This is a genomic window from Pseudoxanthomonas fibrivorans, from assembly GCF_041464125.1.
In the GTDB taxonomy this organism is placed as follows: Bacteria; Pseudomonadota; Gammaproteobacteria; order Xanthomonadales; family Xanthomonadaceae; genus Pseudoxanthomonas.
Map to the genome: position 1 here is coordinate 203,532 of NZ_JBGNUG010000002.1, position 22,411 is coordinate 225,942.

A 22,411-nucleotide genomic window follows, 5' to 3' on the forward strand; every position below is an offset into this window, starting at 1 on the left:
GCCGGGGACATGGCCGGGCCGCCGGGGCCTTTCATGTAAAATCGCCGCCTTTTGAGCGGCATCGTGGCCACAGAGCACCAGCGGACACCGGTCCCGGGGCCGGCATTCGTCCGGCTGCTGGCCCGCATCACCGGCGAGGAAATCCCCGCCCCCGGCCCGCCCGTCGCCGCGCGCCTGGGCCAGTGGGTCGACTGGAACCGCGCCGTCGCGCTGTCGGCGGCGCTGGACGGACGCCTGCCCGCGGCCGCGGACGGCGTCCCGGACACCGCCGGCATCGAGCCGGACGGCGAAGCCGGGGCCTGCGCCCGCGCACGCCGCGCGCTCGAGGACGCGATCGCCGCGCGGGGTCCCGGGGGCAGCCGCGCACCCGCCAGCGATGCCGCGCCCGACTTCGCCCCGTACCGCCGCGACTACCTGGACCTGCAGCGTTCGATGCAGGCGACCACCGGCCAGCTCCGCGGCCGCCTGCGCGACGCCCTCGCCAGCCGCCCCGGCGACGCGGCGCGCCTGGCCGAGGTCGACGCGGTGATGGAGCAGACCCTCAGCCCGCGCGAGCAGGCCTTGCTGGCCACCGTGCCGGCGCTGCTCGGGGCGCACTTCGAACGCCTGCGCGCCGCCGCCGACGCGGCGCCCGACCCGTCGCCCGGCGACTGGCGGGCGCGCTTCCACCACGACATGCACCGCGTGCTGCGCGCCGAGCTCGACGTGCGCTTCCACCCGATCGACGGGCTGCTCGCGGCCCTCCGCCCCTGATTCCGGATTCCCATGACCCGACATTCCCTGCGCTCCGCCCCGCTGTTCCTGATCGGCCTCGCCGGCCTGGCCGTGGTCGCCTGGATCGGCGCCGGCTACGTCGGCAGCAACGCGCTGGGCGTGGCCGTGATCCTGGTGATCGGGGCCGGCTACCTGGCCGGCGGCCTGGAGCTGTACCGCTACCGGCAGGCCACCGGCACGCTGGCCGCCGCGCTCGAGCACGCCGCGTCCGCCGGCACCGGGCTGGGCGACTGGCTGGAGCGGCTGCATCCGGGCCTGCGCGAGGCGGTGCGCCTGCGGGTGGAAGGCGAGCGCGTGGCGCTGCCGGCGCCGGCGCTGACCCCGTACCTGGTCGGCCTGCTGGTGCTGCTGGGCATGCTCGGCACGCTGCTGGGCATGATGGCCACGCTGCGCGGCACCGGCCTGGCGCTGGAAAGCGCCGCCGACCTCGACGCGATCCGCGGCTCGCTGGCCGCGCCGGTGAAGGGGCTGGGCTTCGCGTTCGGCACCTCGATCGCGGGTGTGGCCAGCTCGGCGATGCTCGGGCTGCTGTCGGCCCTGGTCCGGCGCGAGCGCGTGCAGGTGGTACAGCGGCTCGATGCGGCGATCGCGACCTCGCTGCGCGTGCATTCGCGCGCGCACCAGCGCGAGGAGTCCTTCCGCCTGCTGCAGGCGCAGGCCGGCCTGATGCCGGCGCTGGTCGACCGGCTGGAGGCGACGATGGCGGCGCTCGAGCGGCGCGATGTCGCCACCGGCGAGCGCCTGCTCGCCGGACAGGCGGCCCTGCACGCCAGTACCGAGGCCGCGCACGCGCGGCTGGCCAGTGCGTTCGAGCAGTCGCTGCAGGCCGGCGCCAGCGCGAGCGCGCGCGCCGTCGGCGAAGCGCTGCAACCGGCGGTGCAGGCGACCCTGGACGGGCTGGCGCGCGGCGCCGCCGCGATGCAGGACAGCATGGCCCGCGCGGTGCGCGACCAGCTCGACGGCCTGGCGAGTGGCTTCGCCGGCGCCAGCGCGGCCACCGCGGCCAGCTGGGACGCGGCGCTGGCCGCGCAGCAGGAGGCCAACGCGCGGCTCGCGGCCGACCTGCACGCCGGGCTGGAGCGCTTCGCCGCCACCTTCGAGCAGCGGTCCTCGGCCCTGCTCGACGGGGTGGCCGCACGCATGGACGGCGAGGCGGCGCGCGTGGCCGAAGCCTGGCAGCAGGCGCAGGCGCGGCAGGAAGCGGCCGGGGCCGCGCTGGCCGAACGCAGCGCGCAGGCGCTGGCGTCGGTGACCGCCGGCCTGCAGGAGCGGGCGGCCGCGCTGGTCGAGGCTACCGACCGTTCGCATGCGCAGCTGCAGCAGCAGCTGGCCACCCAGGACGCGCAGCGGCTGGAGGCGTGGTCGGCGCGGCTGGCCGCCACCGGCGCGGCGCTGCGCGAGGACTGGGAGCGCGCCGGCGCGGACGCCGCCGCGCGCCAGCAGTCGATCTGCGACGCGCTGGCCGCCAGCGCGGATGCGATCACGGCCCAGGCCCAGGCCCACGCGCGCGAGACCATCGCCGAGATCGGGCGCCTGGTGCAGGCCGCGTCCGAAGCGCCCAGGGCCGCCGCCGAGGTCATCGCCGAGCTGCGCCAGAAGCTGTCCGACAGCATGGTCCGCGACGGTGCGATGCTCGAGGAGCGCAACCAGATGATGGCCACGCTCGACACCCTGCTGGCCGCGGTCAACCACGCCTCGACCGAGCAGCGCGCGGCGATCGACGCGCTGGTGGCGACCTCGGCCGAACTGCTCGACCGGGTCGGGACCCGTTTCGGCGAGCAGGTCGCCGGCGAGACCGGCAAGCTCGAGGGCGTGTCGGCGCAGGTGGCGGTGGCCGCGACCGAAGTGGCCAGCCTGGGCGAGGCGTTCGCCTCGGCGGTGCAGACGTTCGGCGAGGGCAACGCCGCGCTGATCGACCGCCTGCAGGCGATCGAGGGCGCGCTGGACCGTTCGCTCGCTCGCAGCGACGAACAGCTGGCCTACTACGTGGCGCAGGCGCGCGAGGTGGTCGACCTGAGCATGCTCGCGCAGCGCCAGATCATGGCCGACCTGCAGCAGCTCGGCGGCGCGCGCGCCATCGAGGCCGAAACCGCATGAGCCTCGACAGCGAGGTCGACACCGGGCTGGGCACGCCGGTCTGGGCCAGCTTCGCCGACCTGATGTCGGTGCTGCTGGGCGCATTCGTGCTGGTGCTGGTCGGCGTGATCGCGGTGCAGGCCGAGCTGGCCGGGCGCCTTGACGAGGAAGTGCGCCGCCGGCAGGCCGAGGCGCAGCAGCGCCAGGCGCTGGAGCAGGCGCTGGCCGCGCCGCTGGCCGAGGGCCGGGTGACCCTGGTGGACGGGCGCATCGGCATCCGCGGCAACGTGCTGTTCGCGCTCAACTCCGACCAGCTGCAGCCGGAAGGACGCGAGCTGCTGGAGAGCCTGGCCGCGCCGCTGGCCGGTTACCTGCGTTCGCGCGAGGAAATCCTGATGGTCAGCGGCTTCACCGACGACCGCCAGGTGCGCGGCGGCAACGCCCGCTTCGCCGACAACTGGGAGCTGTCCGCGCAACGCGCGCTCACCGTCACCCGCACCCTGGTCGCCGAGGGCGTGCCGGCGACGTCGGTGTTCGCCGCCGCGTTCGGCGCCAGCCAGCCGGTCAGCCCGAACACCGACGAGGAAGGCCGTGCGCGCAACCGCCGCGTGGAAATCGCGCCGATGCCGCGGCCACGGACCGCCGCCGCCGATGGACGCTGAGGCCGCGCGCGCGCGCCTGCAGGCATGGCGGGCCAACGGCGACGACCGCCTGGATCCGCTGCGCTTCGGCTTCCTCGAAGCGATGCTGGCGCGCGCGCCCGCCCATGCGGGGCGTGCGCGGGAACTGCTGGACGAGCGCCTGGCGCTGGGGCTCGACGCCTACGCCCGCGCGCTGCAGCGCGCCGCGGCCGGCGCGGGCGAACCGCAGGAAACCGTCCCCGGCAGCGACGGCACGCTGTCCGGCCTGATCGCCCGCATGGCGCGGCCTTCCGCGGATCCAGGCGCCGGGCAGGACACGGCATTGGCCGGCGCGCCCGGAGCCGAGCTGCCGGTGCTGGGCCAGTTGCGCACGGTCTGGGCGCAGCTGCGCACCGACAGCCAGTTGCGCCAGTCGATGGAACAGGTGCCGCCGGATGCCGGCCCGCTCAATTCGGACATGCTGGTCCATCGCGCACTGCAGCTGATGCAGGCGGTGTCGCCGGGCTACCTGCAGCATTTCATCGCCTATGCCGACACGCTCGCTTCCATGCAGCGCCTGCGCGAGGCCGGCACCGCGCCGGCCGGCGATGCGGCGGCCGCGCGCAAGCCCGCGCGGTCGCGCCCGCGCAAACGCGCCGGCTGACATGCCCGGGCCGGGCTGCCCGGGCTGATCCGCCCGGGTCCAATCGCGCCCGCCGAATCGCCTGCGTCGAACTGCCCGCGTCGAACTGCCCGGGCCGGAGCACGCGGCCCGGCGGCCGCGCCGGCCGCGGTGCCGTCGCTCCCCCGCGTGTCGTATGGTGGCCGCAGGCAGGCACCGGTCCGGCGCCTGCGCCAGCCTTCGCGGGGAACACGATGGGCCGAACGATGCAGACCTGCACGGGCAGCTGCCACTGCGGCGCGGTGCGGTTCGAGATCGACACCGACTTCCCGGAGCTGACCACCTGCGACTGCTCGATCTGCCTGCGCAGGAACGCGCTGATGGTCAAGGTGCACGAGCGTGCGTTCCGGTTGCTGTCCGGCGCGCAGGCGCTGTCCGAATACCAGTTCCACACCCGCACCGCGCGGCACTACTTCTGCAAGGTGTGCGGCATCTATCCGTTCCACCGCAAGCGGGTGACGCCCGACCACTACGGGGTCAACGTGTTCTGCCTGGAGGGCTTCGACCCGCGGGGGATCCCGGTGCGGCGCACGGTCGGCGCCGGGATGCCCTGATGCCGCCGTGCGCTCAGGCGCGGGGGTCGGCGGGCGGGGCGTGACGGGCGTCGGTGCCGGTCGACAGGCCCGCGGCCTGCCAGCTTTCCTGTAGCAGGTGGCAGGCCTCCAGGCAGGGATCGGGAAGTTCCAGTTCGCGGGTGTCCATCGGGTGCTCCGCGGGCCTCAGCCCGACAGCAGGTAGAACGCGCCCAGCGGGTGGTGGGCACGGGCGATGCAGTAGACCTGCAGGAAGCACAGCCCCGCGGCGGCGACCAGCGCCGCGCGCGGGAGGGTGCGCCGCTGCGGGCGGAAGGCGAGGATGCCGAGCACGACATACGCGGCGACGAAGCACAGCTTCACCAGCAGCCAGCCGTTGGCGTACAGCTCGCGCGGCAGGATCGTCAGCAGCATGAACGCGGCGGTCAGCAGCACCGTGTCGATCGTGTAGCTGAGGTAGCGCACCGGCGCCAGCCGCGGCCAGCGCATGCCGGCCAGCAGGGCCAGCGCGCGCAGCGCGAAGAACGCGCCGCTGAGCAGCGCGGCGGCGAGGTGGACCAGCTTGATGTCGGGGTAGAAGGTGATCATGGCGCAGGCGCGTCAGCCGGGGCGCCCGTCGCGGCGCGGGGTCAGGTAGATGTGGCCGATCCGCGCCACCCACGGGGCCAGGGCCAGCAGCCAGCCGGCCGCGGCCAGCGCCTGCCACAGCCCCGGGTCGGGCAGCACGTCGGCGAGGATCCGCAGCGTGGCCACCAGCTGGATCGCGACGAACGCGAACCATGCGATCGGATACATCCGCAGCGGCCGGCCCGAGTGGCCCTGGGTGACGCGGGTCACCATCGCCACCAGCAGGCTGCCGAAGAAGCCGACGAACAGCGCGTGCATCGGCGCGCGGCCGAGGATGAACTCGCCGGTGGTCGCGTAGACCAGGCTCTGCGCCGCGTACAGGGCGAAGGTGACCGGCAGCCACGCGGTGCCGATGAACAGCACCGCCAGCAGCCCGGGCATCCGTGCGCTTCCCGGGGCGCGGCGCGGCCACCAGCGCCACACCGCATAGCCGGCCAGTGCCAGCAGCGGCAGGTCGGCCAGCCACAGCCAGGCCTGGCCGTGCACCAGTTCCAGGCCCAGGTGCAGCACCGCCAGTGCCCACACCGCGCCCAGCCACCACAGCGGCCGCCAGGCCGCGTAGCCGGGCACCGCATTGCCGGCGAAGAACGGGAACATGCGATGGGCGACGGTCACGTACACCGGCAGCAGCAGGCCGATGCCGCCCAGCTTGATGCTGGCGTAGGCCCAGCCCGCGGGCGCGCCCAGCACGAACGCCAGGAACATCGCCACGCCGAGCCAGCCCAGCACCAGGGCCGCGTAGCAGGAACGCGCGTGCCAGGTGCGGCCCTTCTCGTCGGCCAGCAGCCGGCCGAGGATGGCCAGCGCGGCGCTCCAGCCGGCCAGCGCCATCCACAGGCCCACGGTGAGGCCCACGTCCCAGCCGGCGGCGCCGAGCAGGATCGCCAGCTGGCCGCCCATCACGCCCAGTCCCACCGGCACGTAATGCCAGCGTTGCAGGTCGGGCAGGCCCATCCAGCGCGGGAACACGGTCAGCAGGAAGCCGAACACGAAGCTGGGCAGGACCAGGTACTGCATCAGGAAGGCATGCAGCCAGCCCGGCGGGATCGACAGCGCCGGCGGCGTCCACAGGCCGAAGCGCGCGGCCAGCAACCACAGCGCCCACCACAGCATCGCCAGCAGCACGTTGGCCGCGCCGATGAAGAACATCAGCCGGTGCGGTGCGTGCGCCAGCCAGCGCGGCGAGGCGCCGGTGCGGCGCGGGGAGGGCAGGGGAGCGACCTCGATGTGCATGGCCGCAGTCTGCGGCGGGTGCCGCGACCACGCCTTGATCCAGGTCAGGCCCGTGGCGATCGCCGCCACCCGCATCGGCTTGACCACGGTCAAGGCCGGCGCCGGCGCGGCTGCCTACAGTCGCCGCGGTGCGCCCCGTGGCGCTGCCACTCCCCGAACACCGAGAGAACGCCATGTCCATCGCCCCGGTCCCGCTGCCCGATCCCACCGCCGGGCTGTCGCGCCTGGCCGCCATCAACGCCGCCTTGCGCGCGCTGGACCCGGATGCGCAGGTGGCGCTGGATCCCGATGGCGGCCGGATGAAGGTGCTCACGGTGCTGCCGCCCGAGGAGGTCGTGCGGGTGATGCGCCAGCTCGGCGAAGCGGTGGAGCTCTCCGGCGAGGAGCCCGAGGTTCCGGGGCGCAGCGGCGGCAGTTGCGGGTGCGGCTGCAGCAGCCAGCGTCGCTGAGGCGAACCCCTCACCGCATGTCGGCGAAGCGCTGCCGCCGGGCGGCGGATGCATGCGCAGTGCGTCACAACTTCGCGGAATCGTTCCATTCCATTGACGCGGAATGAACACTTCCGCACGCACGGTCGGGGCGTGACCTGCGCGAGGACCGGAGATGGAGCGAACCCTCTATTCGGTGATCAGGCGACGCAAGGCCTGGCATGTATGCGCCGAAGGACGCCATGAACCGCTTGCGGTCTACGCGCGGCGCGACGACGCATTGCGCTACGCGGCCGAAGCGGCCCGGCAACGCAACGAGATATATGGCGAGCCCGCGGCCGTGGTGCCGGTGCCGGCGCTTGCACCGCGCGCGCCGGCCCCGGCGCGCCGCGCCCACCTGCGGGTCGTCCGCTAGACCGCCCTGCGCTCAGCCGCGGTGGCGGCCGGGCGAACCGACGCGCGCGTCCGGGTAGTCCTGCTCCGGATCCGGGCGGCCGTCGCGCGGTTCGTCGGGCTGGTCGTGGTCCTTCCAGCGGGCGGACTCGGTGCGGTGCCGGTCCGGCGTGTGCGCCTTGCCCTGGTCGCTGTGCGCGTTGTCGGCGGTGGCGGGCGTCTTCTTCATCGTTCGCGCTCCTCGTCCGCGGGGGCACCGGCCAGCGGCGAGTCTTCCCCGCCGGCCGGGCAGGGCTCGCCCTCGGTCTCGCCCGGAACCAGCCCGGCCGATGCGAGCAGGCAGTTGATCCGGCGGGCGACATAGGCTTCGTGCTCGGCCGGCACCCGTGCGTTCAACCTCTCGGCTTCGCGGGCGAAGGCCTTTAGCACGTCTTCCGCGGGCAGTTCGGCGACCAGTCCCGGCAACAGCGTTTCCAGGCGGCCCAGTTCGGCATCGATGTCGGATTTGCGGTCCATGCGTCGCATCCTCCGCGCCTGCACGTCACGACGGTGTCATCGCCCGGTCGTGCGCCGGCGTTGCATCCGGCTTCACGCACCGCTGGCGGTACGCATGCGAACAACGCGGTTCATCCGCAGGGAACGCACGCATGGATCCGAACGGACTCCGGGTTGAAGGCATCGCGATCGCAGGCTCGGCACTGGCCGGCACGCGCGTGGTTCAGGCGCGCGCGCCCGGGGCATTGTTCATCCATGGCTGGAGCGGCGGCCGCAGCGACATGGCCGGGCCGATGGCCGAGGCCGCCGCGTCCGGTTTCGCCTGCCTGGACTACGACCTGCGCGGCCACGGCGCGACCGCGGAGCAACGCGCGGCGGTCACGCTGCAACGGAGCGTGGACGACGCGGTCCACGCCTGGGACGCGCTGGCGGCGATGCCCGGCGTGGACGCCGGCGAGACCGCGGTCGTCGGGACCAGCTTCGGCGGCTGGCTGGCGTGCCTGGTGAGCGCGGCCAGGCCGGTGCGCTGGCTGGTGCTGCGCGTGCCCGCGCTGTATCCCGACCGGTGGTGGGAACGGCCCAAGGAGGGCTTCGACGCCGACGCGCTCGCGGCCTACCGCAGGCAGGGACCCGGTCCGGAGACCGACCGCGCGCTGGCGGCATGCGCGGCGTTCGAGGGGGAAGTCCTGCTGGCGTGGTCGGGTCGCGACGAGGTGCTGCCGCGCGGGCTGGCCGACAGTTTCCAGGTCGCGTTTCCGAAGGCGTGTTCGCTGACCGTGCGCTGCCTTCGCGACGCCGACCACGGCCTGACCGACGCCGCCAGCCGGGCCGAATACCGCGCGTTGCTGGGGGGCTGGCTGCGTACGTCGCTGCTGGCGCGCCGGCGGCGCGAGGTCGAGCCGTTGCTGGAATCCGATCCGGCCTGAGCGCGCCCCGGGCGGATGCGGGCTGCTGGCGCGCCCGCGTCGCGGCTCAGCCGGCGAGGCCCAGGGTGCCGGGGGGGCCGATCAGCCAGCCGGCCCTGGGATCGTCGCCATGGCCGGCTTCGAGCCACATCAGGACGCCGCGCTGCAGGTCGATCGCCGCCGCGCACATTTCCGCCAGGCCCTCGACCGCGCCATGGTGGCAGTAGGCGAGAACGCCCTGGTACGCGCTGATCTCGCGCCGTTCCAGCGCCATCCACTGTTCCGCGCCCGGCTGCCCGTCCACGCCATGGCCCGCCGGTTCGGCCAGTCGCCGTGCAAGCGAGGGGGCGAGCGTGGCGAGTGCGGCACGGGTCTGGTTCAGCTGCGCCTGGGTCTCGACCAGGTGCAGTTCGGCGCGGTCGCGCAGGACGCGCGCCAGCTTGCGGTTGGCGGCGATCGCATCGAGGACGATCAGGCCGTGCTGTTCGACCCGGCATGCATCGGCCAGGCGCAGGTTCAGGGTGGTGCGGGGAGCGGCGTCCATCGCTTCGGCAACTGTTGGGCAATCCGGGGGATGCGCCGAGCATGCCGATGGTGCGGTGAAGGACCGATCCAGACGGATGGCAGCGATTGCAGCGACGCTGAGCCGTTCATTCGAGGAGGGGAGCCGCCCGGCGCGCCACGGCCGCGCGGGGACCCCGGGCTTCACCGCGTGCCGACGCCGCGCGCCCAACCCTTGCCCTTCCCCCACGCCGGTCGTCCCATGAGCCGTTCGAGCACCGCGCTGTTGATCCTGGACATGATCAACCTGTTCGATTTCGAGGGCGGTCGCCCGCTGGCCCGCCAGGCCGCGGCCGCCGCGCCGCGGATCGCGGCGTTGCGCGCGCGGTTCGACCGCGCCGGCGCGCCGGTGGTCTACGTCAACGACAACTTCACCCATTGGCGCGGCGAATTCCGCGACCTGGTCGAGCGCTGCCTCGCCGCCGGTGGCGTGTCCGCGGACATCGCCACGCGGCTGCGTCCGGCCGAGCCCCACTACTACGTCCTCAAGCCCAAGCATTCGGCGTTCCTGGCCACGCCGCTGCCGGTGCTGCTGGCCAAGCTCGGCGTGCGCCGGCTGGTGGTCACCGGGCTGGCGGCCGATTCGTGCGTGCTGGCCACCGCCCAGGACGCGAACATGCGCGAGTACGCCGTATGGGTGCCGGCCGACTGCGTGGCGGCGCAGAGCGAGGCGCGCAGGAAGGGCAGCCTCGCGTTGCTGGCCTCGTCGATGCATGCCCGGACCCGTGCCAGCGCGCGCGTGCGCGGCCTGTTCCCGACCTAGCCGGAGGCCCGATGGCGCGCAGGCTGCTCACGCTGGCCACCTTCAACGTCAACGGCATCGGCGCGCGCCTGCCGCACCTGCTGGCGTGGCTGGCGCGGGAGAAGCCGGACGTGGTCGCGCTGCAGGAGCTGAAGGCGCTGGATGCCGCGTTCCCGGTCGCGGAACTGGAGGCGGCCGGCTACGGTGCGCTGTGGCAGGGCCAGCGTTCGTGGAACGGCGTCGCCCTGCTCGGCCGCGGCGTGGTGCCGGTGGAGAGCCGGCGCGGCCTGCCGGGCGATGCGAAGGACACCCAGAGCCGCTACCTGGAAGCGGCCGTGCACGGCGTGCTGGTGGCGGCGATCTACGCGCCCAACGGCAATCCGCAACCCGGGCCGAAGTTCGACTACAAGCTGCGCTGGATGCAGCGGCTGGCGCGGCATGCGCGGACCCTGGCCGGGCAGCCGGTGCCGGTGGCGCTGCTGGGCGATTTCAACGTGGTCCCCACCGACGCCGACATCTACGATCCGAAAGGCTGGCGGCGCGACGCCCTGCTGCAGCCGGAAGCGCGCGAGGCCTACCGCGACCTGCTGGCCCAGGGCTGGACCGATGCCCTGCACCAGGTCCACGGCGATGCGCCCGTGTTCACCTTCTGGGACTACTTCCGCCAGCACGCCGAACGCGACCGCGGCCTGCGCATCGACCACCTGCTGCTCAATCCGGTGCTCGCCGCCACGTTGAAGGATGCCGGCGTCCATCGCTGGGTCCGCCTGCAGGAGAAGGCCAGCGACCATGCACCGACGTGGGCCAGGGTCGCGGCGCCGGCGAGGCGCTGAAGAAAACGCAGGCCGCCGTGCAGGCGGCGCGGGCGCGGTTCACGGACGGGCGACGCGGCGGGCCGCAGCGTGGTCCGCAAAGGAGGCCCGCGCCATGACCGACGACAAGCGACATACCGGCATGCCCGACCGCGACCGGATCAACCTCGAGGAAGACTACGAAGTGCGCTACTGGACCCAGGCGCTCGGCGTCACCGCCGAACAGCTGCGTGAAGCGGTGCAGGCGGTCGGCCCGTCCGCCGAGGCGGTGCGCCGGAGGCTCGGCAGCTAGCCGGCCGGCATGGGCCGGCGCGCCCCGCGCCGCGGCCGGAGCGGGGCCTTCACCGGGTGGCCACGGGGGAGCGCTGACGCTCCGGAGCGTCTCCCGATCCGGTCCATGCCATGAGCAGACGGTCGATCTTCAACACCATCGCCAAGAAGGCCTCGCACGCGGCGGGCACGCCATGGGTGTTCTGCCTGGCGCTGGGCATCGTGATCCTGTGGGCATGCAGCGGCCCGCTGTTCGGCTTTAACGACACCTGGCAGCTCGCGATCAACACCGGCACGACCATCGTCACCTTCCTGATGGTCTTCCTCATCCAGCACACCCAGAACGCGGACACCACCGCGTTGCACCTGAAGCTGGACGAGCTGATCCGCGTCACCCGCAAGGCCGACAACAAGCTGCTCAACATGGAAGAACTGGACGAGCGCGAGCTGGAGGAACTGCGGCGCACCTACGAGGCGCTGGCCGAGCGCGCGGCGAAGCGCCGCTCCGGCGGGTAGGCGGCAGCGCGGCGGCGGCGGACCGGCGGGGACCACCCAGTCCTGAACAGTTCATCCAGGGTGTCGCACGGTGGTTCCTTCGTGAAGGCGCCGCCACTACGGTGGTGTCCACATGGAGACCACGATGAAGCGTCCACTGGCAGGCGTGCGGGTCCTCGTCCTCGAGGACAACGACATCCTCGCCGGCGCCCTGGCCGAATGCCTAGAGGATGCCGGCGCCGAAGTGCTCGGGCCCTGTTCGACCGCGACCGGCGCCCTGGCGGTCCTGCACGACGCCGGGCCGTTCGACCTGGCGGTGCTGGACGTGCGCCTGGAACACGGCACCTCCGAGGCGGTGGCGGCGGCGGCCCGCGAGAAGGGCGCGGCGGTCATGCTGATGACCGGTTTCGACGAAGGCACGCTGCCGGACTCGATGAAGGGCCTGTCGGTGTGCGCCAAGCCGTTCGATACGCGGACCCTGATCCGGGCACTGCAGCGGCTGAGGGACGGCAGCGTCACCGCCGATCCGACCTCGGCCTGAGGGCGCGGGCCCGAAAAGCATCGGGGCCGCATGGCGGCCCCGATGGGTACGGCAGGATCGTGCGGTGCGTCAGTGCTTCGGCGTGAGCGCCGCGGCGGCCACGGCCGTCGCCGACGGCACCGGTGCTTCGCGCCTGGGCGAGACCCAGAGGCGGAACACGAACCAGGCCAGGGCCACGGCGCCGACGCTGAACAGCGTGTCGGCCGGCACCCGCATCCACACCAGCAGGTCCACGATCGGCTGCTGCATGAACTCGGCCGAGCGGGCGTACCAGTAGCCGTGCTTGATCGCGGCGTTGAGCTGCATGATGCCCAGCGGCAGCAGGGTGAAGGCGGACATGCCGGCCAGGCCGATGTTGAGCGCCCAGAACGAGGTGCCCAGCAGCTTGTCGCTCCACTTCAGGTCCGGCTTGAGCCCGCGCAGGCAGAACAGCATCAGGCCGATGCCGAGCATGCCGTACACGCCGAACAGCGCGGTGTGGCCGTGGTTGGCGGTCAGGTTCAGGCCCTGCATGTAGTACAGCGGCAGCGGCGGGTTGATCAGGAAGCCGAACAGGCCGGCGCCCACCAGGTTCCAGAACGACACCGCCAGGAAGAACATGATCGGCCACTTGTACTTGGCCATCCACGGCGTGGCCTTGCCCAGCTTGTAGTTGTGGTAGGCCTCGAAGCCGACGTAGGCCAGCGGCACCACTTCCAGCGCCGAGAAGCTCGCGCCCAGGGCGATGACCGCCGTCGGCGTGCCGGTGAAGTACAGGTGGTGCAGGGTGCCCAGCACGCCGCCGGCCATGAACACGATGGTGGCGAACAGCACGGCGATGGTCGCGGTGCGGGTCTGCAGCAGGCCCAGGCGGGTGAACAGGAAGGCGATCACCGCCACCGCGAACACCTCGAAGAAGCCCTCGACCCACAGGTGCACGACCCACCAGCGCCAGTACTCGACCATCGACAGGTGGGTGTGCTCGCCCCACATCAGCCCGGCCGCGTAGAAGATGCCGATCGCCACCACCGACAGGAACAGCAGGCTGACGATCGACTTGGATTCGCTGCCGTGGCGCATCGCCGGCCACAGCGCGCGGCCGACCAGGGTCAGCCACAGCAGCAGGCCGATGAACAGGAACCACTGCCAGAAGCGGCCCAGGTCGACGTACTCCCAGCCCTGGTGGCCGAACCAGAAGTTCTTGTCCAGGCCCAGCTTCTGCATGACCGCCAGCCACTGCCCGGCGAACGAGCCCACCACGATCACGATCAGGCAGGTCCACAGCACGTTGACGCCCAGGCGCTGGAACTTCGGTTCATGCCCGGAGATCGCCGGGCCGATGTACAGGCCCATGCCCAGCCACGCGGTCGCGATCCACAGCACCGCCAGCTGCGTGTGCCAGGTGCGGGTGAGCGCGTAGGGCAGGATCTCCGACAGGGCGAAGCCGTACGCCTCCTGGCCTTCGACCTGGTAGTGCGCGGTGGTCGCGCCCAGCAGGATCTGCACCAGGAACAGCGCGATCACCACCCAGAAGTACTTGGCGGTGGCGCGCATCGACGGGGTGACCTTGATCGAGGCCAGCGGGTCGCTCTTGGGCAGGACCGGCGCCATCTCCTCGCCGTGGTTGGCCGCGTAGTGCCAGCCGAGCAGGCCGATGCCGGCGACCAGGAACAGCACGCTGAACACCGTCCACATGAACAGGTTCGACGGCGGCGTGTTGCCGACCAGCTCGTCGTGCGGCCAGTTGGCGGTGTAGGTGATGTCCGCGCCCGGGCGCTCGGTCACCGAGGACCAGGCCGCCCAGAAGTAGAACCCGCCCAGCTGGCGGCGGTGCTCGGCGTCGGGCACGGTGTCGTTGCGCATGGCATAGGCCTCGCGCAGCTCCGCGGTCGCCGGATCGGTGCCGAACAGGTCGATGTAGTGCGCGGCGACCGTCTTGATCGCGGCGGCGCGGTCGGCGTCGACGGTGATCGTGCCGGTGGCCGCGTCGTAGGTGTTGGGCCGCAGCAGGTCCTGCACGCGCCGTGCGTAGGCGGCCTGGGTGGGCGCGTCCAGTTTCTTGTAGCTGTCGAGGCCATGCTCGCGCTGCGCCCACAGGTCGAGGATCGCCTCGGCCTCGCGGTGCAGCCAGTCGGCACCCCAGTCGGGAGCGACATAGCCGCCGTGGCCCCAGATCGAGCCCAGCTGCTGCCCGCCGATGGACTGCCAGACCTGGCGACCGGTCTCGATGTCCTTGCGGGTGTAGACCACGGTGCCGTCGGTGGTGACCACCTGTTCGGGCATCGGTGGCGCCTGGCGGTGGATCTCGCTGCCGACCCACAGCAGGACGGCGAACGAGGCGATGAGCAGGACCGCCAGGCCTGCCCAAAGCTTGCGGGTGGAATTCATGACGCGGCTCTCTCCTCGTGGGATGGGCGCATGTTCGGCGCCGCCGCCCGCGCCCTCCATGACGCAGGTCAAGCCGGGGAGGATCGGGTCCCGCGCGTGCGCGCCGGGATCGCCGGCGTGCGGCCATGGGGGCCACTGGCCCCCTCGCCAGGACCGCGAGGATCGCCAAGGTCCCTGGGCCGCTAGAGGCGAAGCATCGGGAACGGGCGCAGGGGCTGGCGCCAGGCGTGTCGCAGGGCCAGGCCGGCGAGGCGGCGGTGGAAACCCAGCGAAGGCCAGCGGCGGCGGACCTCGCGGTAGCGTGCGGCCGGCACGCCCCCGGCGTGCAGGCCGCCGCTGACGTCGCACCAGTCGGCGCGGCGGAAGTGCTCGACCAGCGGATGGGTGCCCGGGGGGCACGGCGTGAGCTTGTGGTGGTGGACGATCATCTCGCGCACCAGCGGCAGGTCGGCTTCGCGGGCGTGTTCCCGCAGCCAGTGCCCGGCCGCGGCGATGGACGGCGGGATGTAGTCCCAGCGCCGGGCGGTCCACAGGCCGATGTCGTGGAAGGCCGCGGCCGTGGCGACCACGGCATGGTCGTCCGGATCCAGCGGCGCGATGGCGTCCATCAGCGCGATGACGCGCAGGACGTGGTTGCGGTAGCCGGGCAGGTCCGAGGCGATCGCATCGGCGTGGTGGTCGAGGATCGCCTCCACCAGCGGCAGGACGGCGGCCATGGGTGCTCCTGGATTCCGGTGTTCCATCATCGGCACCGGGCGCGCGCGCCGGATCCCCCGGATGGGCGAGCCTGCGCCCCGCGCACCGCGCACGGCCGTCCAAGCCCGGGCCTCGCCGACGGTCCACGCTCGCGGCATCGTCCCGGCCGGAGCCGCTGCAGATGCGCTACAGGATCCTCGGCAACACCGGCCTGCGCGTGTCCGCGCTGGCGCTGGGCACCGGCAACTTCGGCAAGGGCTGGGGCTACGGTGCCGACGCGGACGCGGCGCGCGCGATCTTCGACGGCTACCGCGAGGCCGGCGGCAACTTCGTCGACACCGCCGACCAGTACCAGTTCGGCCAGGCCGAAGCGATGCTCGGCGGCTTCATCGCGGCGGCGCGGGACGACATCGTGCTGGCGACCAAGTTCGCGCTCGGCGACGCCCCCGGCGCCGGGCTGCAGCGCACGGGCAACAGCCGCAAGGCGATGCTGCAGTCGGTCGAGGCCAGCCTGCGGAGGCTGAAGACCGACCGCATCGACCTGCTCTGGGTGCACATGCCCGACGGCGTGACCCCGGTCGACGAGATCGCGCGCGGGCTCGACGACATCGTCCGCGCCGGCAAGGTCCTGTATGCCGGCCTGTCCGACTTTCCGGCCTGGCGCGTGGCCACCGCCGCGACCCTGGCGGACCTGCGCGGCTGGGCGCCGGTGGCGGCGGTGCAGCTGGAATACAGCCTGGTCGAACGGTCCGCCGAGCGCGAGCTGCTGCCGATGGCCGCCGGCTTCAACCTCGGCAGCGTGGGCTGGTCGCCGCTCGGCGGCGGCCTGCTCACCGGCAAGTACCGCAAGGGCGAGACCGGCCGTGCGCAGGGACTGGGCGCGGTGATCCACGCCGAATCCGACGCGCGCAAGACCGCGGTGCTCGACGCGGTGCTGGAGGTGGCCGGCGAGCTGGACGTGTCGCCGGGCCAGGTCGCCATCGCCTGGGTGCTGGCGCGCGGCGTGCTGCCGATCATCGGGCCGCGCACCGTCGATCAGCTCGCCGACAACCTGGCCGCCGCCGCGGTGGCGCTGTCGCCCGCGCAGCTGGAGCGGCTGGACCGGGCCAGCGCGATCGCGCCCGGCTTCCCGCACGAAGTGGTCGCCGCCTCGGCACCGGCGCTGGCCGGCGGAAAACCCGACCTGGTCGACCGGCCCGCGCGCGCGATCCGCTGACACGCACGCCGCGGTCAGCCGCCCAGCGCCGCGCTGCCGACGAGGAAGCCCAGGGTCATCGCCACCACCAGCAGCGCGCCCTGCCAGCGCGGCGGCGCGGGCAGCGGCAGGTCGAGCAGGCGGCAGCCGATCCCGATCAGCAGGGCGGTGGCGAGGCCGGCGAGGAACAGGATCATGGCGCCGCCCGGCGGCGTTCGCCGGTCGGCCCTCCGCAGTGCGCGCGATGGCGCGCCGCCCGCCGGGCCAGCCACGCATCGGCGCCCTGGTAGCCCAGGGTCATGCCGAGCACGAGCAGCGCGCCGGCCAGCACCGGCGGCGCCGGCACGGGGATGCCGGTCACGCCGCAGGCGAAGCCGATCGCCAGCCCGAGCGCCACCGCCGCCGCCAGTCGCCAGTTCATGGTGCCGTCTCCGTCATGGCGCCGGGCCGAGGAAATGCCGCACCTGGGGCAGCGCCTCGCCGCGGTGCAGCCGGTGCAGGCGGTCCTGCAGCGCGCGCTCCTCGCCGGTCACGTGCGCGTGCTGGCGCAGGTGGTCGTGCCAGGAGGCGAGGAAGAAATACTCCAGGTGCACCCCGGGCCGCGCGGCGTCCTCCATCACGCCCCACTGCATCGCGCCGTCGCGGCGGCGGCTGCGGCCGAGCAGCTGCACGCATTCCTCGAAGGCGTCGCGGTCGGAGGCGTCGATCAGGTACTCGACGGTCACCAGTACCGGTCCACGCCCGGCGGCGTCGGGCGCGGCGACCACCGGCTGCGGCCAGTGCGCCGACGGCGCCAGGTCCAGCTGCTCGCCGCCGCCGATCCGGAACCGCGCCACCGCCAGCGTCGCCAGCACCAGGCAGGCGGCCGCGAGCGACAGCGCCAGCGGCGTGCCGCCCTGCTGGGCAACCGCGCCCCACAGCAGGCTGCCGCCGGCCATGCCCGAGGCGAACACCAGGATGTACAGCGACAGCGCGCGCGCCCGCACCCAGGCCGGGACCGAGGTCTGCGCGCCGACCTGCAGCGAGGACAGCACGCAGATCCAGGCCAGGCCGTTGGCCAGCATCACCGGCGCCAGTGCGGCCAGCTCGCGGATCCAGGCCAGGCCCAGCAGGGTGGCCGCGCACAGCAGCGAGGCGGCGCGCACCAGCGCTTCGGTGCCCAGCCGCGCACGCAGCGCCGGCAGCAGCAGCGCGCCGGCGATCGCGCCGACGCCGACGCAGCCCAGCAGCAGGCCGAACGTGCCGGCGCCGCCGCCGGCCCCGCTGCGGACCACCACCGGCAGCAGCGCCGGCAGCGCGCCGGCGAAGACGAAGAACGCCGCCGCGCGCACCAGCACCGCGCGCAGCGCCGGGGCGTGCGCGGCGTAGCGCAGGCCGGCGCGCAACCCGCCGAGGAAGTGCTCGGGCGGCAGGTCCGCCGCCGGCACCTGGCGCCTCCAGCGCAGCAGCACCACGGCCACGACCAGGAAGGTGGCGGCGTTGACCGCGAACGCCCAGGCCGCGCCCCAGCGCGCGACCACCACCCCGCCCAGCGCCGGGCCCAGCGAGCGGGCGATGTTCATGCCGAGCGAGTTGAGTGCCACCGCCGGCGCGAGCATCGGCCGCGGCACCAGTTCGGAGACCACCGCGGCCTGGGCCGGCATCGCCATCGCCGCGCCGCAGCCGAGGGCGAAGGTCAGCGCCAGCAGCGAGGCCGGCTGCAGCCGGTCGCCGCCGGCCAGCAGCGCCAGCACGGTGGCCACGGCGAACATCCAGCATTGCGCCAGCAGCAGGTAGCGGCGCCGGTCGACGATGTCGGCCAGGGTGCCGGCCACCAGCGCCAGCAGCACCACCGGCAGCGTGGTCGCGGCCTGCACCGCCGAGACCCACAGCGGCGAGGCGGTGCGCTCGGCCATCAGCCAGGCCGCCGCGACGTCGTGCATCCAGGTGCCGACGTTGCCGAGCAGGATCGCCAGCCACAAGGCGCGGAACACCGGCTGGCGCAGTGGCGACCAGGGACCGGCCTGCGCGGAGGCGGGATGCGGCACGGCCATCAGAAGGCGAAGCAGCTGCAGCCCAGCGCGCCCCAGAAGGCGTGCGCGTCGCCGACCGGCGGCGTGGCCGGGGCGTGGCCGTGGCCGTGGGCGCGGCAGGCGCCGCCCTGGTGCGAATGCGCGTGCACGGGCGCATGCGCGGCGACCGGCGGGAGGGTCGCGCGCGGCAGGTTGACCGGCGACCAGTCCGGCATCGGCGGCGGCAGCGGTGGCGCCAGTCCGCCGAATCCGCCGCTGCCATGCACGATGCGGCCGCCGACCACGGTCAGCTCGCTGTGGAGGTCGGGGATGGCGTCCTCGGCCACGCTGAAGTAGTCGGCCGACAGCACCGCGAAGTCGGCGTAGCGCCCGGGCTCCAAGCTGCCCTTCTCGGCTTCCTCGCCGGAGAACCAGGCGCTGCCGGCGGTCCACAGGCGCAGCGCCTGCTCGCGGTCGAGCACGTTGTCGTCGCCGTACATGTAAAGGCCGCCGACCGTGCGGCCGCTGACCAGCCAGTGCAGCGCCACCCACGGGTTGTAGCTGGCCACGCGGGTGGCATCGGTGCCGGCGCCGACCGGCACGCCGGCCTCCAGCATGCGCCGCACCGGCGGCGTGTGCGCCAGCGCCTGCATGCCGTAGCGTTCGGCGAAATACTCGCCCTGGAAGGCCATCCGGTGCTGGATCGCGATGCCGCCGCCGAGCGCGCGCACGCGGTCGATGTTGCGCGGCGAGATCGTCTCGGCGTGGTCGATGGTCCAGCGCAGGCCGTCGAAGGGCACCTCGCGCGCGACCTTCTCGTACACGCCGAGGATCCGGTCGATGCTCTGGTCGTAGGTGGCGTGGATGCGGAACGGCCAGCGTTTCTCCAGCAGCAGGCGGACCACGCTTTCCAACTCGGCCTCCATCGACGGCGCCAGCTCCGGGCGCGGCTCGCGGAAGTCCTCGAAATCGGCCGCGGAGAACACCAGCATCTCGCCGGCGCCGTTGTGGCGCAGCATCGCATCGCCCTGCCGCGGGCGCAGCATGCCGCTCCAGCGCTCGAAGTCGGCGCGCTCGCCGCCGCGGTTCTGGGTGAAGAGGTTGTAGGCGATGCGCACGGTGAGCTGGCCGGCGGCGTGCAGCGCCTGGATGACCTCGTAGTCCTCGGGCCAGTTCTGGAAGCCGCCGCCGGCGTCGATCACCGAGGTGATGCCGAGCCGGTTGAGCTCGCGCATGAAGTGCCGGGTCGAGTTGGCCTGGTATTCCACCGGCAGGCGCGGGCCCCTGGCCAGCGTCGCGTACAGGATCAGCGCGTTGGGCTGCGCCAGCAGCAGGCCGGTGGGATTGCCGGCCTTGTCGCGCTCGATGCGGCCGCCGGGCGGGTCGGGCGTGTCGCGGTCGTAGCCGACCGCGCGCAGCGCGGCGCGGTTGAGCAGGGCGCGGTCGTACAGGTGCAGCAGGAACACGGGCGTGTCCGGCGCGATCGCGTTGAGCTCGGCCAGCGTCGGCAGGCGCTTCTCGGCGAACTGGTGCTCGCTGAAGCCGCCGACCACCCGCACCCACTGCGGCGCCGGGGTGCGGTCGACCTGCGCCTTGAGCATCGCCATCGCCTCGGCCAGGCTGCGCACGCCGTCCCAGCGCAGTTCGAGGTTGTAGTTCAGGCCACCGCGGATGAGGTGGGTGTGGCTGTCGTCGAGCCCGGGCACGACGCGGCGACCGCCAGCATCGACCACGCGCGCGCCTGCGCCGGCATGGGCCATGACCGCGGCCTCGTCGCCGACCGCGAGCACGCGGCCATCGCGCACCGCCAGCGCGCGCGCCTCGGCGGGCGTGCCCGAGCCCGGCGGGGCCAGCGTGGAGACGCGGGCGTTGCGGATGATCAGGTCGGCCATCGGCGGGTTCCGGGTGTGCGCGGTGGAGGCGAAGGGCGAGGCGGCGGCACCTGCCGCCAGCCCCTGCAGCAGGCGTCGGCGCGCGCGGTCATGCATGGGCGTGGATCGCGGCGGGCATCGCCCGTCGAGGCCGGCGGGCCGGCACGCGGGCGGGATGGCCTGCACGGCCGCCGGGGCCCGTGTCGGGGAGGGAGCGACGGGCGCGACGGCGGCCGGCAGGCCGGGAGCGGTGCACCTAGTGGCCTTCCTGCGCGCCGAACATCGACTTGGCGTACTGGATGCCGATGCCGTAGCCGCCGGCGTTGCTGCGGGCGATGCCGGTGACCAGGTCGTAGGTGGCGCCGCGCGCCCAGTCGCGCTGCAGCTCGAGCATGTACTGCAGGCTGGTCATCGGCTGCGCGCCGGCCTGGACCATGCGCTGCACCGCGCGCTCGTGCGCCTCGTCGCTGACGTCGCCGCAGGCATCGGTGATCACGTAGGCCGGGAAGCCCTGCTCCAGCGCCGACAGCACCGGGCCGACGATGCACACGCTGGTCCACAGCCCGGCGAAGACGAGCTTGCCCTTGCCGATCTCGTTGACCCGCGCGGTGATGGCCGGGTCCTCCCAGCAGTTCATCGTGCTGCGGTCGATGACCGGCGCATCGCCGAAGGCCTCGCTGATCTCCGGGAACAGCGGACCGGAGAAGCTGGCCTTGGCCACCGTGGTCAGGACGGTCGGCACCGAGAAGCCGACCGCGGTGCGGCTGAGCAGGCCGGTGTTGGTGCGCAGCAGGGCGACGTCGATCGAGCGGACCGGGAAGGCCATCTGCGACTGGTGGTCGATCATGACCAGCACGTGGTCGTCGGGGGTCAGCAGGCTCGCGGCGGCGCCGGTGATGGCCTTGGCCATGGGGGGAACTCCTGGAGGGATGGTCGGGTTGGGGGGGTCAGCCGTGCAGGCGGATCGCGGTCTCGGCGACGACGCGGCCCTGGTAGCGGGCGCCCTGCAGTTCGTTGGCGGTGGGCTGGCGCGAGCCGTCGCCGCCAGCGATCGTGCTCGAGCCGTACGGCGAGCCGCCGGTCACCTCGTCCAGGGTCATCTGCCCGGCATGGCCGTAGTCCAGGCCGACGATCACCATGCCGAAGTGCAGCAGGTTGGTGATGATCGAGAACAGCGTGGTTTCCTGGCCGCCATGCTGGGTGGCGGTGGAGGTGAACGCCGAGCCGACCTTGCCGTGCAGCGCGCCGCGCGCCCACAGGCCGCCGGCCTGGTCGAGGAAGTTGGCCATCTGCGAGCTCATCCGGCCGAAGCGGGTGCCGGTGCCGACCACGATCGCGTCGTACCCGGCCAGTTCGGCCACCGTGGCCACCGGCGCGGCCTGGTCCAGCTTGTAGTGGGCGTTGCGCGCGACCTCGTCGGGGACCAGTTCGGGCACGCGCTTGATATCGACCTGCGCGCCGGCGCCGGCGGCGCCCTCGGCGATGGCCCGGGCCATCGTTTCGACGTGCCCGTAGGCGGAGTAGTACAGGACCAGGACCTTGGCCATCGCGGTGGACTCCTTCAGGGGTGCGCTTCGGGGGCGCAGGCGAGCGGGGCGGGCGCCGCCGCGCCGCGCGAGCGGAGCCGGAACTGGCGCGGGGGGATGCCGTGGACGCGGCGGAACGTGCGGGTGAAGTGGCTCTGGTCGTAGAAGCCCAGCGCGGCGGCGGTGTCGGCGATGCAGCCGTCGTCGCGCGCGAGCATCTCGCGTGCGCGCTCAAGCCGCAGCCGCATCACGTACTCCATCGGGCTGCAGCCGGTGCGGGCGCGGAACAGCCGCGCGAAGTGGAAGCGGCTGATGCACGCCGCCGCGGCGATGTCGGCCAGGGTGAGCGGCTCGCCCAAGCGGCCGGCGACGAAGGCGACGGCACGGGCGAACGCGCGCTCGCCGAGCATCGGCGGGGTCCGTCCGGTGGACGTGGGAAGAGCGGACGCGGGCGGGCAGGCGGGCATGGCACCGGTTCCGGGGGGAGGAATGGCGTGCCGACAGGATCGGTTGGCCGCGTGCCTCGCCGGAACGCCAATCCGGGGAGCCGCGGGATGACCCGTTCGGGGGAGTCGGTG

The 22,411-nt window shown here is 73.4% G+C and carries 29 protein-coding genes; 14 read left to right on the forward strand and 15 right to left on the reverse strand.

What is annotated here, in order from left to right; genetic code table 11:
- Window positions 1-51 precede the first annotated feature (51 nt).
- The 5 genes from ACA089_RS14390 to ACA089_RS14410 all read left to right on the forward strand — a co-directional run bounded on the left by ACA089_RS14390 (window position 52) and on the right by ACA089_RS14410 (window position 4,706).
- Complete coding sequence (locus tag ACA089_RS14390; protein ID WP_372018095.1) at window positions 52-753, forward strand: DUF3348 domain-containing protein; 702 nt, start codon at window positions 52-54, stop codon at window positions 751-753.
- A gap of 12 nt (window positions 754-765) precedes the next feature.
- Window positions 766-2,871, forward strand: coding sequence for a DUF802 domain-containing protein (locus ACA089_RS14395; protein ID WP_372018097.1), 2,106 nt, complete (start codon window positions 766-768; stop codon window positions 2,869-2,871).
- Window positions 2,868-3,512 (forward strand): OmpA family protein, encoded by a 645-nt coding sequence (locus ACA089_RS14400; RefSeq protein WP_372018099.1) that lies wholly within the window; start codon window positions 2,868-2,870, stop codon window positions 3,510-3,512. The genes ACA089_RS14395 and ACA089_RS14400 overlap by 4 nt, the downstream gene beginning before the upstream one ends.
- On the forward strand, window positions 3,502-4,134 hold the full coding sequence (locus ACA089_RS14405; RefSeq protein WP_372018100.1) for a DUF2894 domain-containing protein: 633 nt from the start codon (window positions 3,502-3,504) through the stop codon (window positions 4,132-4,134). Before ACA089_RS14400 ends, ACA089_RS14405 begins: the two co-directional genes overlap by 11 nt.
- Window positions 4,135-4,358: 224 nt before the next feature.
- On the forward strand, window positions 4,359-4,706 hold the full coding sequence (locus ACA089_RS14410) for a GFA family protein (protein WP_372018102.1): 348 nt from the start codon (window positions 4,359-4,361) through the stop codon (window positions 4,704-4,706).
- 13 nt (window positions 4,707-4,719) lie between these two features.
- On the opposite strand, the gene ACA089_RS14415 is transcribed toward ACA089_RS14410, so the two are convergent.
- From ACA089_RS14415 to ACA089_RS14425, 3 genes are read right to left on the reverse strand one after another with little or no spacing between them, the layout of a single operon-like run.
- Window positions 4,720-4,854, reverse strand: a complete 135-nt coding sequence (locus ACA089_RS14415; RefSeq protein ID WP_372018104.1) for a hypothetical protein — start codon at window positions 4,852-4,854, stop codon at window positions 4,720-4,722.
- A gap of 17 nt (window positions 4,855-4,871) precedes the next feature.
- Window positions 4,872-5,273: a SirB2 family protein gene (locus ACA089_RS14420; RefSeq protein ID WP_372018106.1), complete on the reverse strand. Its 402-nt coding sequence runs from the start codon at window positions 5,271-5,273 to the stop codon at window positions 4,872-4,874.
- A 12-nt stretch (window positions 5,274-5,285) separates the two neighbouring features.
- Window positions 5,286-6,545 carry an NnrS family protein gene (locus ACA089_RS14425; protein WP_372018956.1) on the reverse strand — a complete coding sequence of 420 codons (1,260 nt, stop codon included), beginning with the start codon at window positions 6,543-6,545 and terminating at the stop codon, window positions 5,286-5,288.
- A 173-nt stretch (window positions 6,546-6,718) separates the two neighbouring features.
- Between ACA089_RS14425 and ACA089_RS14430 the strand changes: the two genes are divergently transcribed.
- Both ACA089_RS14430 and ACA089_RS14435 read left to right on the forward strand, forming a co-directional pair.
- Entirely contained in the window at window positions 6,719-6,994 is a 276-nt protein-coding gene (locus ACA089_RS14430; RefSeq protein WP_372018107.1) for a hypothetical protein, read from the forward strand.
- Window positions 6,995-7,148: 154 nt separating this feature from the next.
- On the forward strand, window positions 7,149-7,388 hold the full coding sequence (locus ACA089_RS14435) for a hypothetical protein (protein WP_372018109.1): 240 nt from the start codon (window positions 7,149-7,151) through the stop codon (window positions 7,386-7,388).
- Window positions 7,389-7,400: 12 nt separating this feature from the next.
- Here the strand turns inward: ACA089_RS14435 and ACA089_RS14440 are convergent, their stop codons facing one another.
- The gene (locus ACA089_RS14440) at window positions 7,401-7,595 is read right to left on the reverse strand and encodes a hypothetical protein (protein ID WP_372018111.1); all 195 of its coding nucleotides are present in this window, start codon (window positions 7,593-7,595) and stop codon (window positions 7,401-7,403) included.
- A complete protein-coding gene (locus ACA089_RS14445) occupies window positions 7,592-7,882 on the reverse strand; it encodes a hypothetical protein (RefSeq protein ID WP_372018113.1) in 291 nt (96 codons plus the stop codon). Before ACA089_RS14445 ends, ACA089_RS14440 begins: the two co-directional genes overlap by 4 nt.
- A gap of 131 nt (window positions 7,883-8,013) precedes the next feature.
- On the opposite strand from ACA089_RS14445, the gene ACA089_RS14450 reads away from it, so the two are divergent.
- On the forward strand, window positions 8,014-8,787 hold the full coding sequence (locus ACA089_RS14450; protein WP_372018115.1) for an alpha/beta hydrolase family protein: 774 nt from the start codon (window positions 8,014-8,016) through the stop codon (window positions 8,785-8,787).
- Window positions 8,788-8,833: 46 nt separating this feature from the next.
- Here the strand turns inward: ACA089_RS14450 and ACA089_RS14455 are convergent, their stop codons facing one another.
- Window positions 8,834-9,310: a hypothetical protein gene (locus tag ACA089_RS14455; RefSeq protein WP_372018117.1), complete on the reverse strand. Its 477-nt coding sequence runs from the start codon at window positions 9,308-9,310 to the stop codon at window positions 8,834-8,836.
- A 219-nt stretch (window positions 9,311-9,529) separates the two neighbouring features.
- On the opposite strand from ACA089_RS14455, the gene ACA089_RS14460 reads away from it, so the two are divergent.
- From ACA089_RS14460 to ACA089_RS14480, 5 genes are all read left to right on the forward strand, one after another.
- Complete coding sequence (locus ACA089_RS14460; RefSeq protein ID WP_372018119.1) at window positions 9,530-10,090, forward strand: cysteine hydrolase family protein; 561 nt, start codon at window positions 9,530-9,532, stop codon at window positions 10,088-10,090.
- A gap of 11 nt (window positions 10,091-10,101) precedes the next feature.
- A complete protein-coding gene (xth, locus tag ACA089_RS14465) occupies window positions 10,102-10,902 on the forward strand; it encodes an exodeoxyribonuclease III (RefSeq protein ID WP_372018120.1) in 801 nt (266 codons plus the stop codon).
- A 94-nt stretch (window positions 10,903-10,996) separates the two neighbouring features.
- Entirely contained in the window at window positions 10,997-11,173 is a 177-nt protein-coding gene (locus ACA089_RS14470) for a DUF3606 domain-containing protein (protein ID WP_372018121.1), read from the forward strand.
- A 110-nt stretch (window positions 11,174-11,283) separates the two neighbouring features.
- Window positions 11,284-11,667, forward strand: coding sequence for a low affinity iron permease family protein (locus tag ACA089_RS14475; protein ID WP_372018123.1), 384 nt, complete (start codon window positions 11,284-11,286; stop codon window positions 11,665-11,667).
- A 124-nt stretch (window positions 11,668-11,791) separates the two neighbouring features.
- Window positions 11,792-12,187: a response regulator gene (locus tag ACA089_RS14480; RefSeq protein ID WP_372018125.1), complete on the forward strand. Its 396-nt coding sequence runs from the start codon at window positions 11,792-11,794 to the stop codon at window positions 12,185-12,187.
- Window positions 12,188-12,256: 69 nt separating this feature from the next.
- Here ACA089_RS14480 and ACA089_RS14485 read toward each other — a convergent pair whose 3' ends face one another.
- Together ACA089_RS14485 and ACA089_RS14490 are read right to left on the reverse strand one after the other, a co-directional pair.
- Window positions 12,257-14,554: a nitric-oxide reductase large subunit gene (locus ACA089_RS14485; RefSeq protein WP_372018127.1), complete on the reverse strand. Its 2,298-nt coding sequence runs from the start codon at window positions 14,552-14,554 to the stop codon at window positions 12,257-12,259.
- A gap of 182 nt (window positions 14,555-14,736) precedes the next feature.
- Window positions 14,737-15,270, reverse strand: a complete 534-nt coding sequence (locus ACA089_RS14490; protein WP_372018129.1) for an HD domain-containing protein — start codon at window positions 15,268-15,270, stop codon at window positions 14,737-14,739.
- Between the two features lie 161 nt (window positions 15,271-15,431).
- Here ACA089_RS14490 and ACA089_RS14495 point away from each other — a divergent pair, with 161 nt between their 5' ends.
- Window positions 15,432-16,466 (forward strand): aldo/keto reductase, encoded by a 1,035-nt coding sequence (locus ACA089_RS14495; RefSeq protein WP_372018131.1) that lies wholly within the window; start codon window positions 15,432-15,434, stop codon window positions 16,464-16,466.
- Between the two features lie 14 nt (window positions 16,467-16,480).
- Here the strand turns inward: ACA089_RS14495 and ACA089_RS14500 are convergent, their stop codons facing one another.
- From ACA089_RS14500 to ACA089_RS14530, 7 genes are all read right to left on the reverse strand, one after another.
- A complete protein-coding gene (locus ACA089_RS14500) occupies window positions 16,481-16,642 on the reverse strand; it encodes a XapX domain-containing protein (RefSeq protein ID WP_372018133.1) in 162 nt (53 codons plus the stop codon).
- On the reverse strand, window positions 16,639-16,866 hold the full coding sequence (locus tag ACA089_RS14505) for a DUF1427 family protein (protein ID WP_372018135.1): 228 nt from the start codon (window positions 16,864-16,866) through the stop codon (window positions 16,639-16,641). The genes ACA089_RS14500 and ACA089_RS14505 overlap by 4 nt, the downstream gene beginning before the upstream one ends.
- Window positions 16,867-16,879: 13 nt before the next feature.
- A complete protein-coding gene (locus ACA089_RS14510) occupies window positions 16,880-18,472 on the reverse strand; it encodes an MFS transporter (protein ID WP_372018137.1) in 1,593 nt (530 codons plus the stop codon).
- Window positions 18,473-18,477: 5 nt separating this feature from the next.
- On the reverse strand, window positions 18,478-20,328 hold the full coding sequence (locus ACA089_RS14515) for an amidohydrolase (RefSeq protein ID WP_372018959.1): 1,851 nt from the start codon (window positions 20,326-20,328) through the stop codon (window positions 18,478-18,480).
- Window positions 20,329-20,563: 235 nt separating this feature from the next.
- Entirely contained in the window at window positions 20,564-21,217 is a 654-nt protein-coding gene (locus tag ACA089_RS14520) for a hydrolase (protein WP_372018139.1), read from the reverse strand.
- 37 nt (window positions 21,218-21,254) lie between these two features.
- Entirely contained in the window at window positions 21,255-21,854 is a 600-nt protein-coding gene (gene wrbA / locus ACA089_RS14525) for an NAD(P)H:quinone oxidoreductase (RefSeq protein WP_372018141.1), read from the reverse strand.
- 14 nt (window positions 21,855-21,868) lie between these two features.
- Window positions 21,869-22,243, reverse strand: coding sequence for a helix-turn-helix transcriptional regulator (locus ACA089_RS14530; protein ID WP_372018143.1), 375 nt, complete (start codon window positions 22,241-22,243; stop codon window positions 21,869-21,871).
- Window positions 22,244-22,411: the final 168 nt, after the last annotated feature.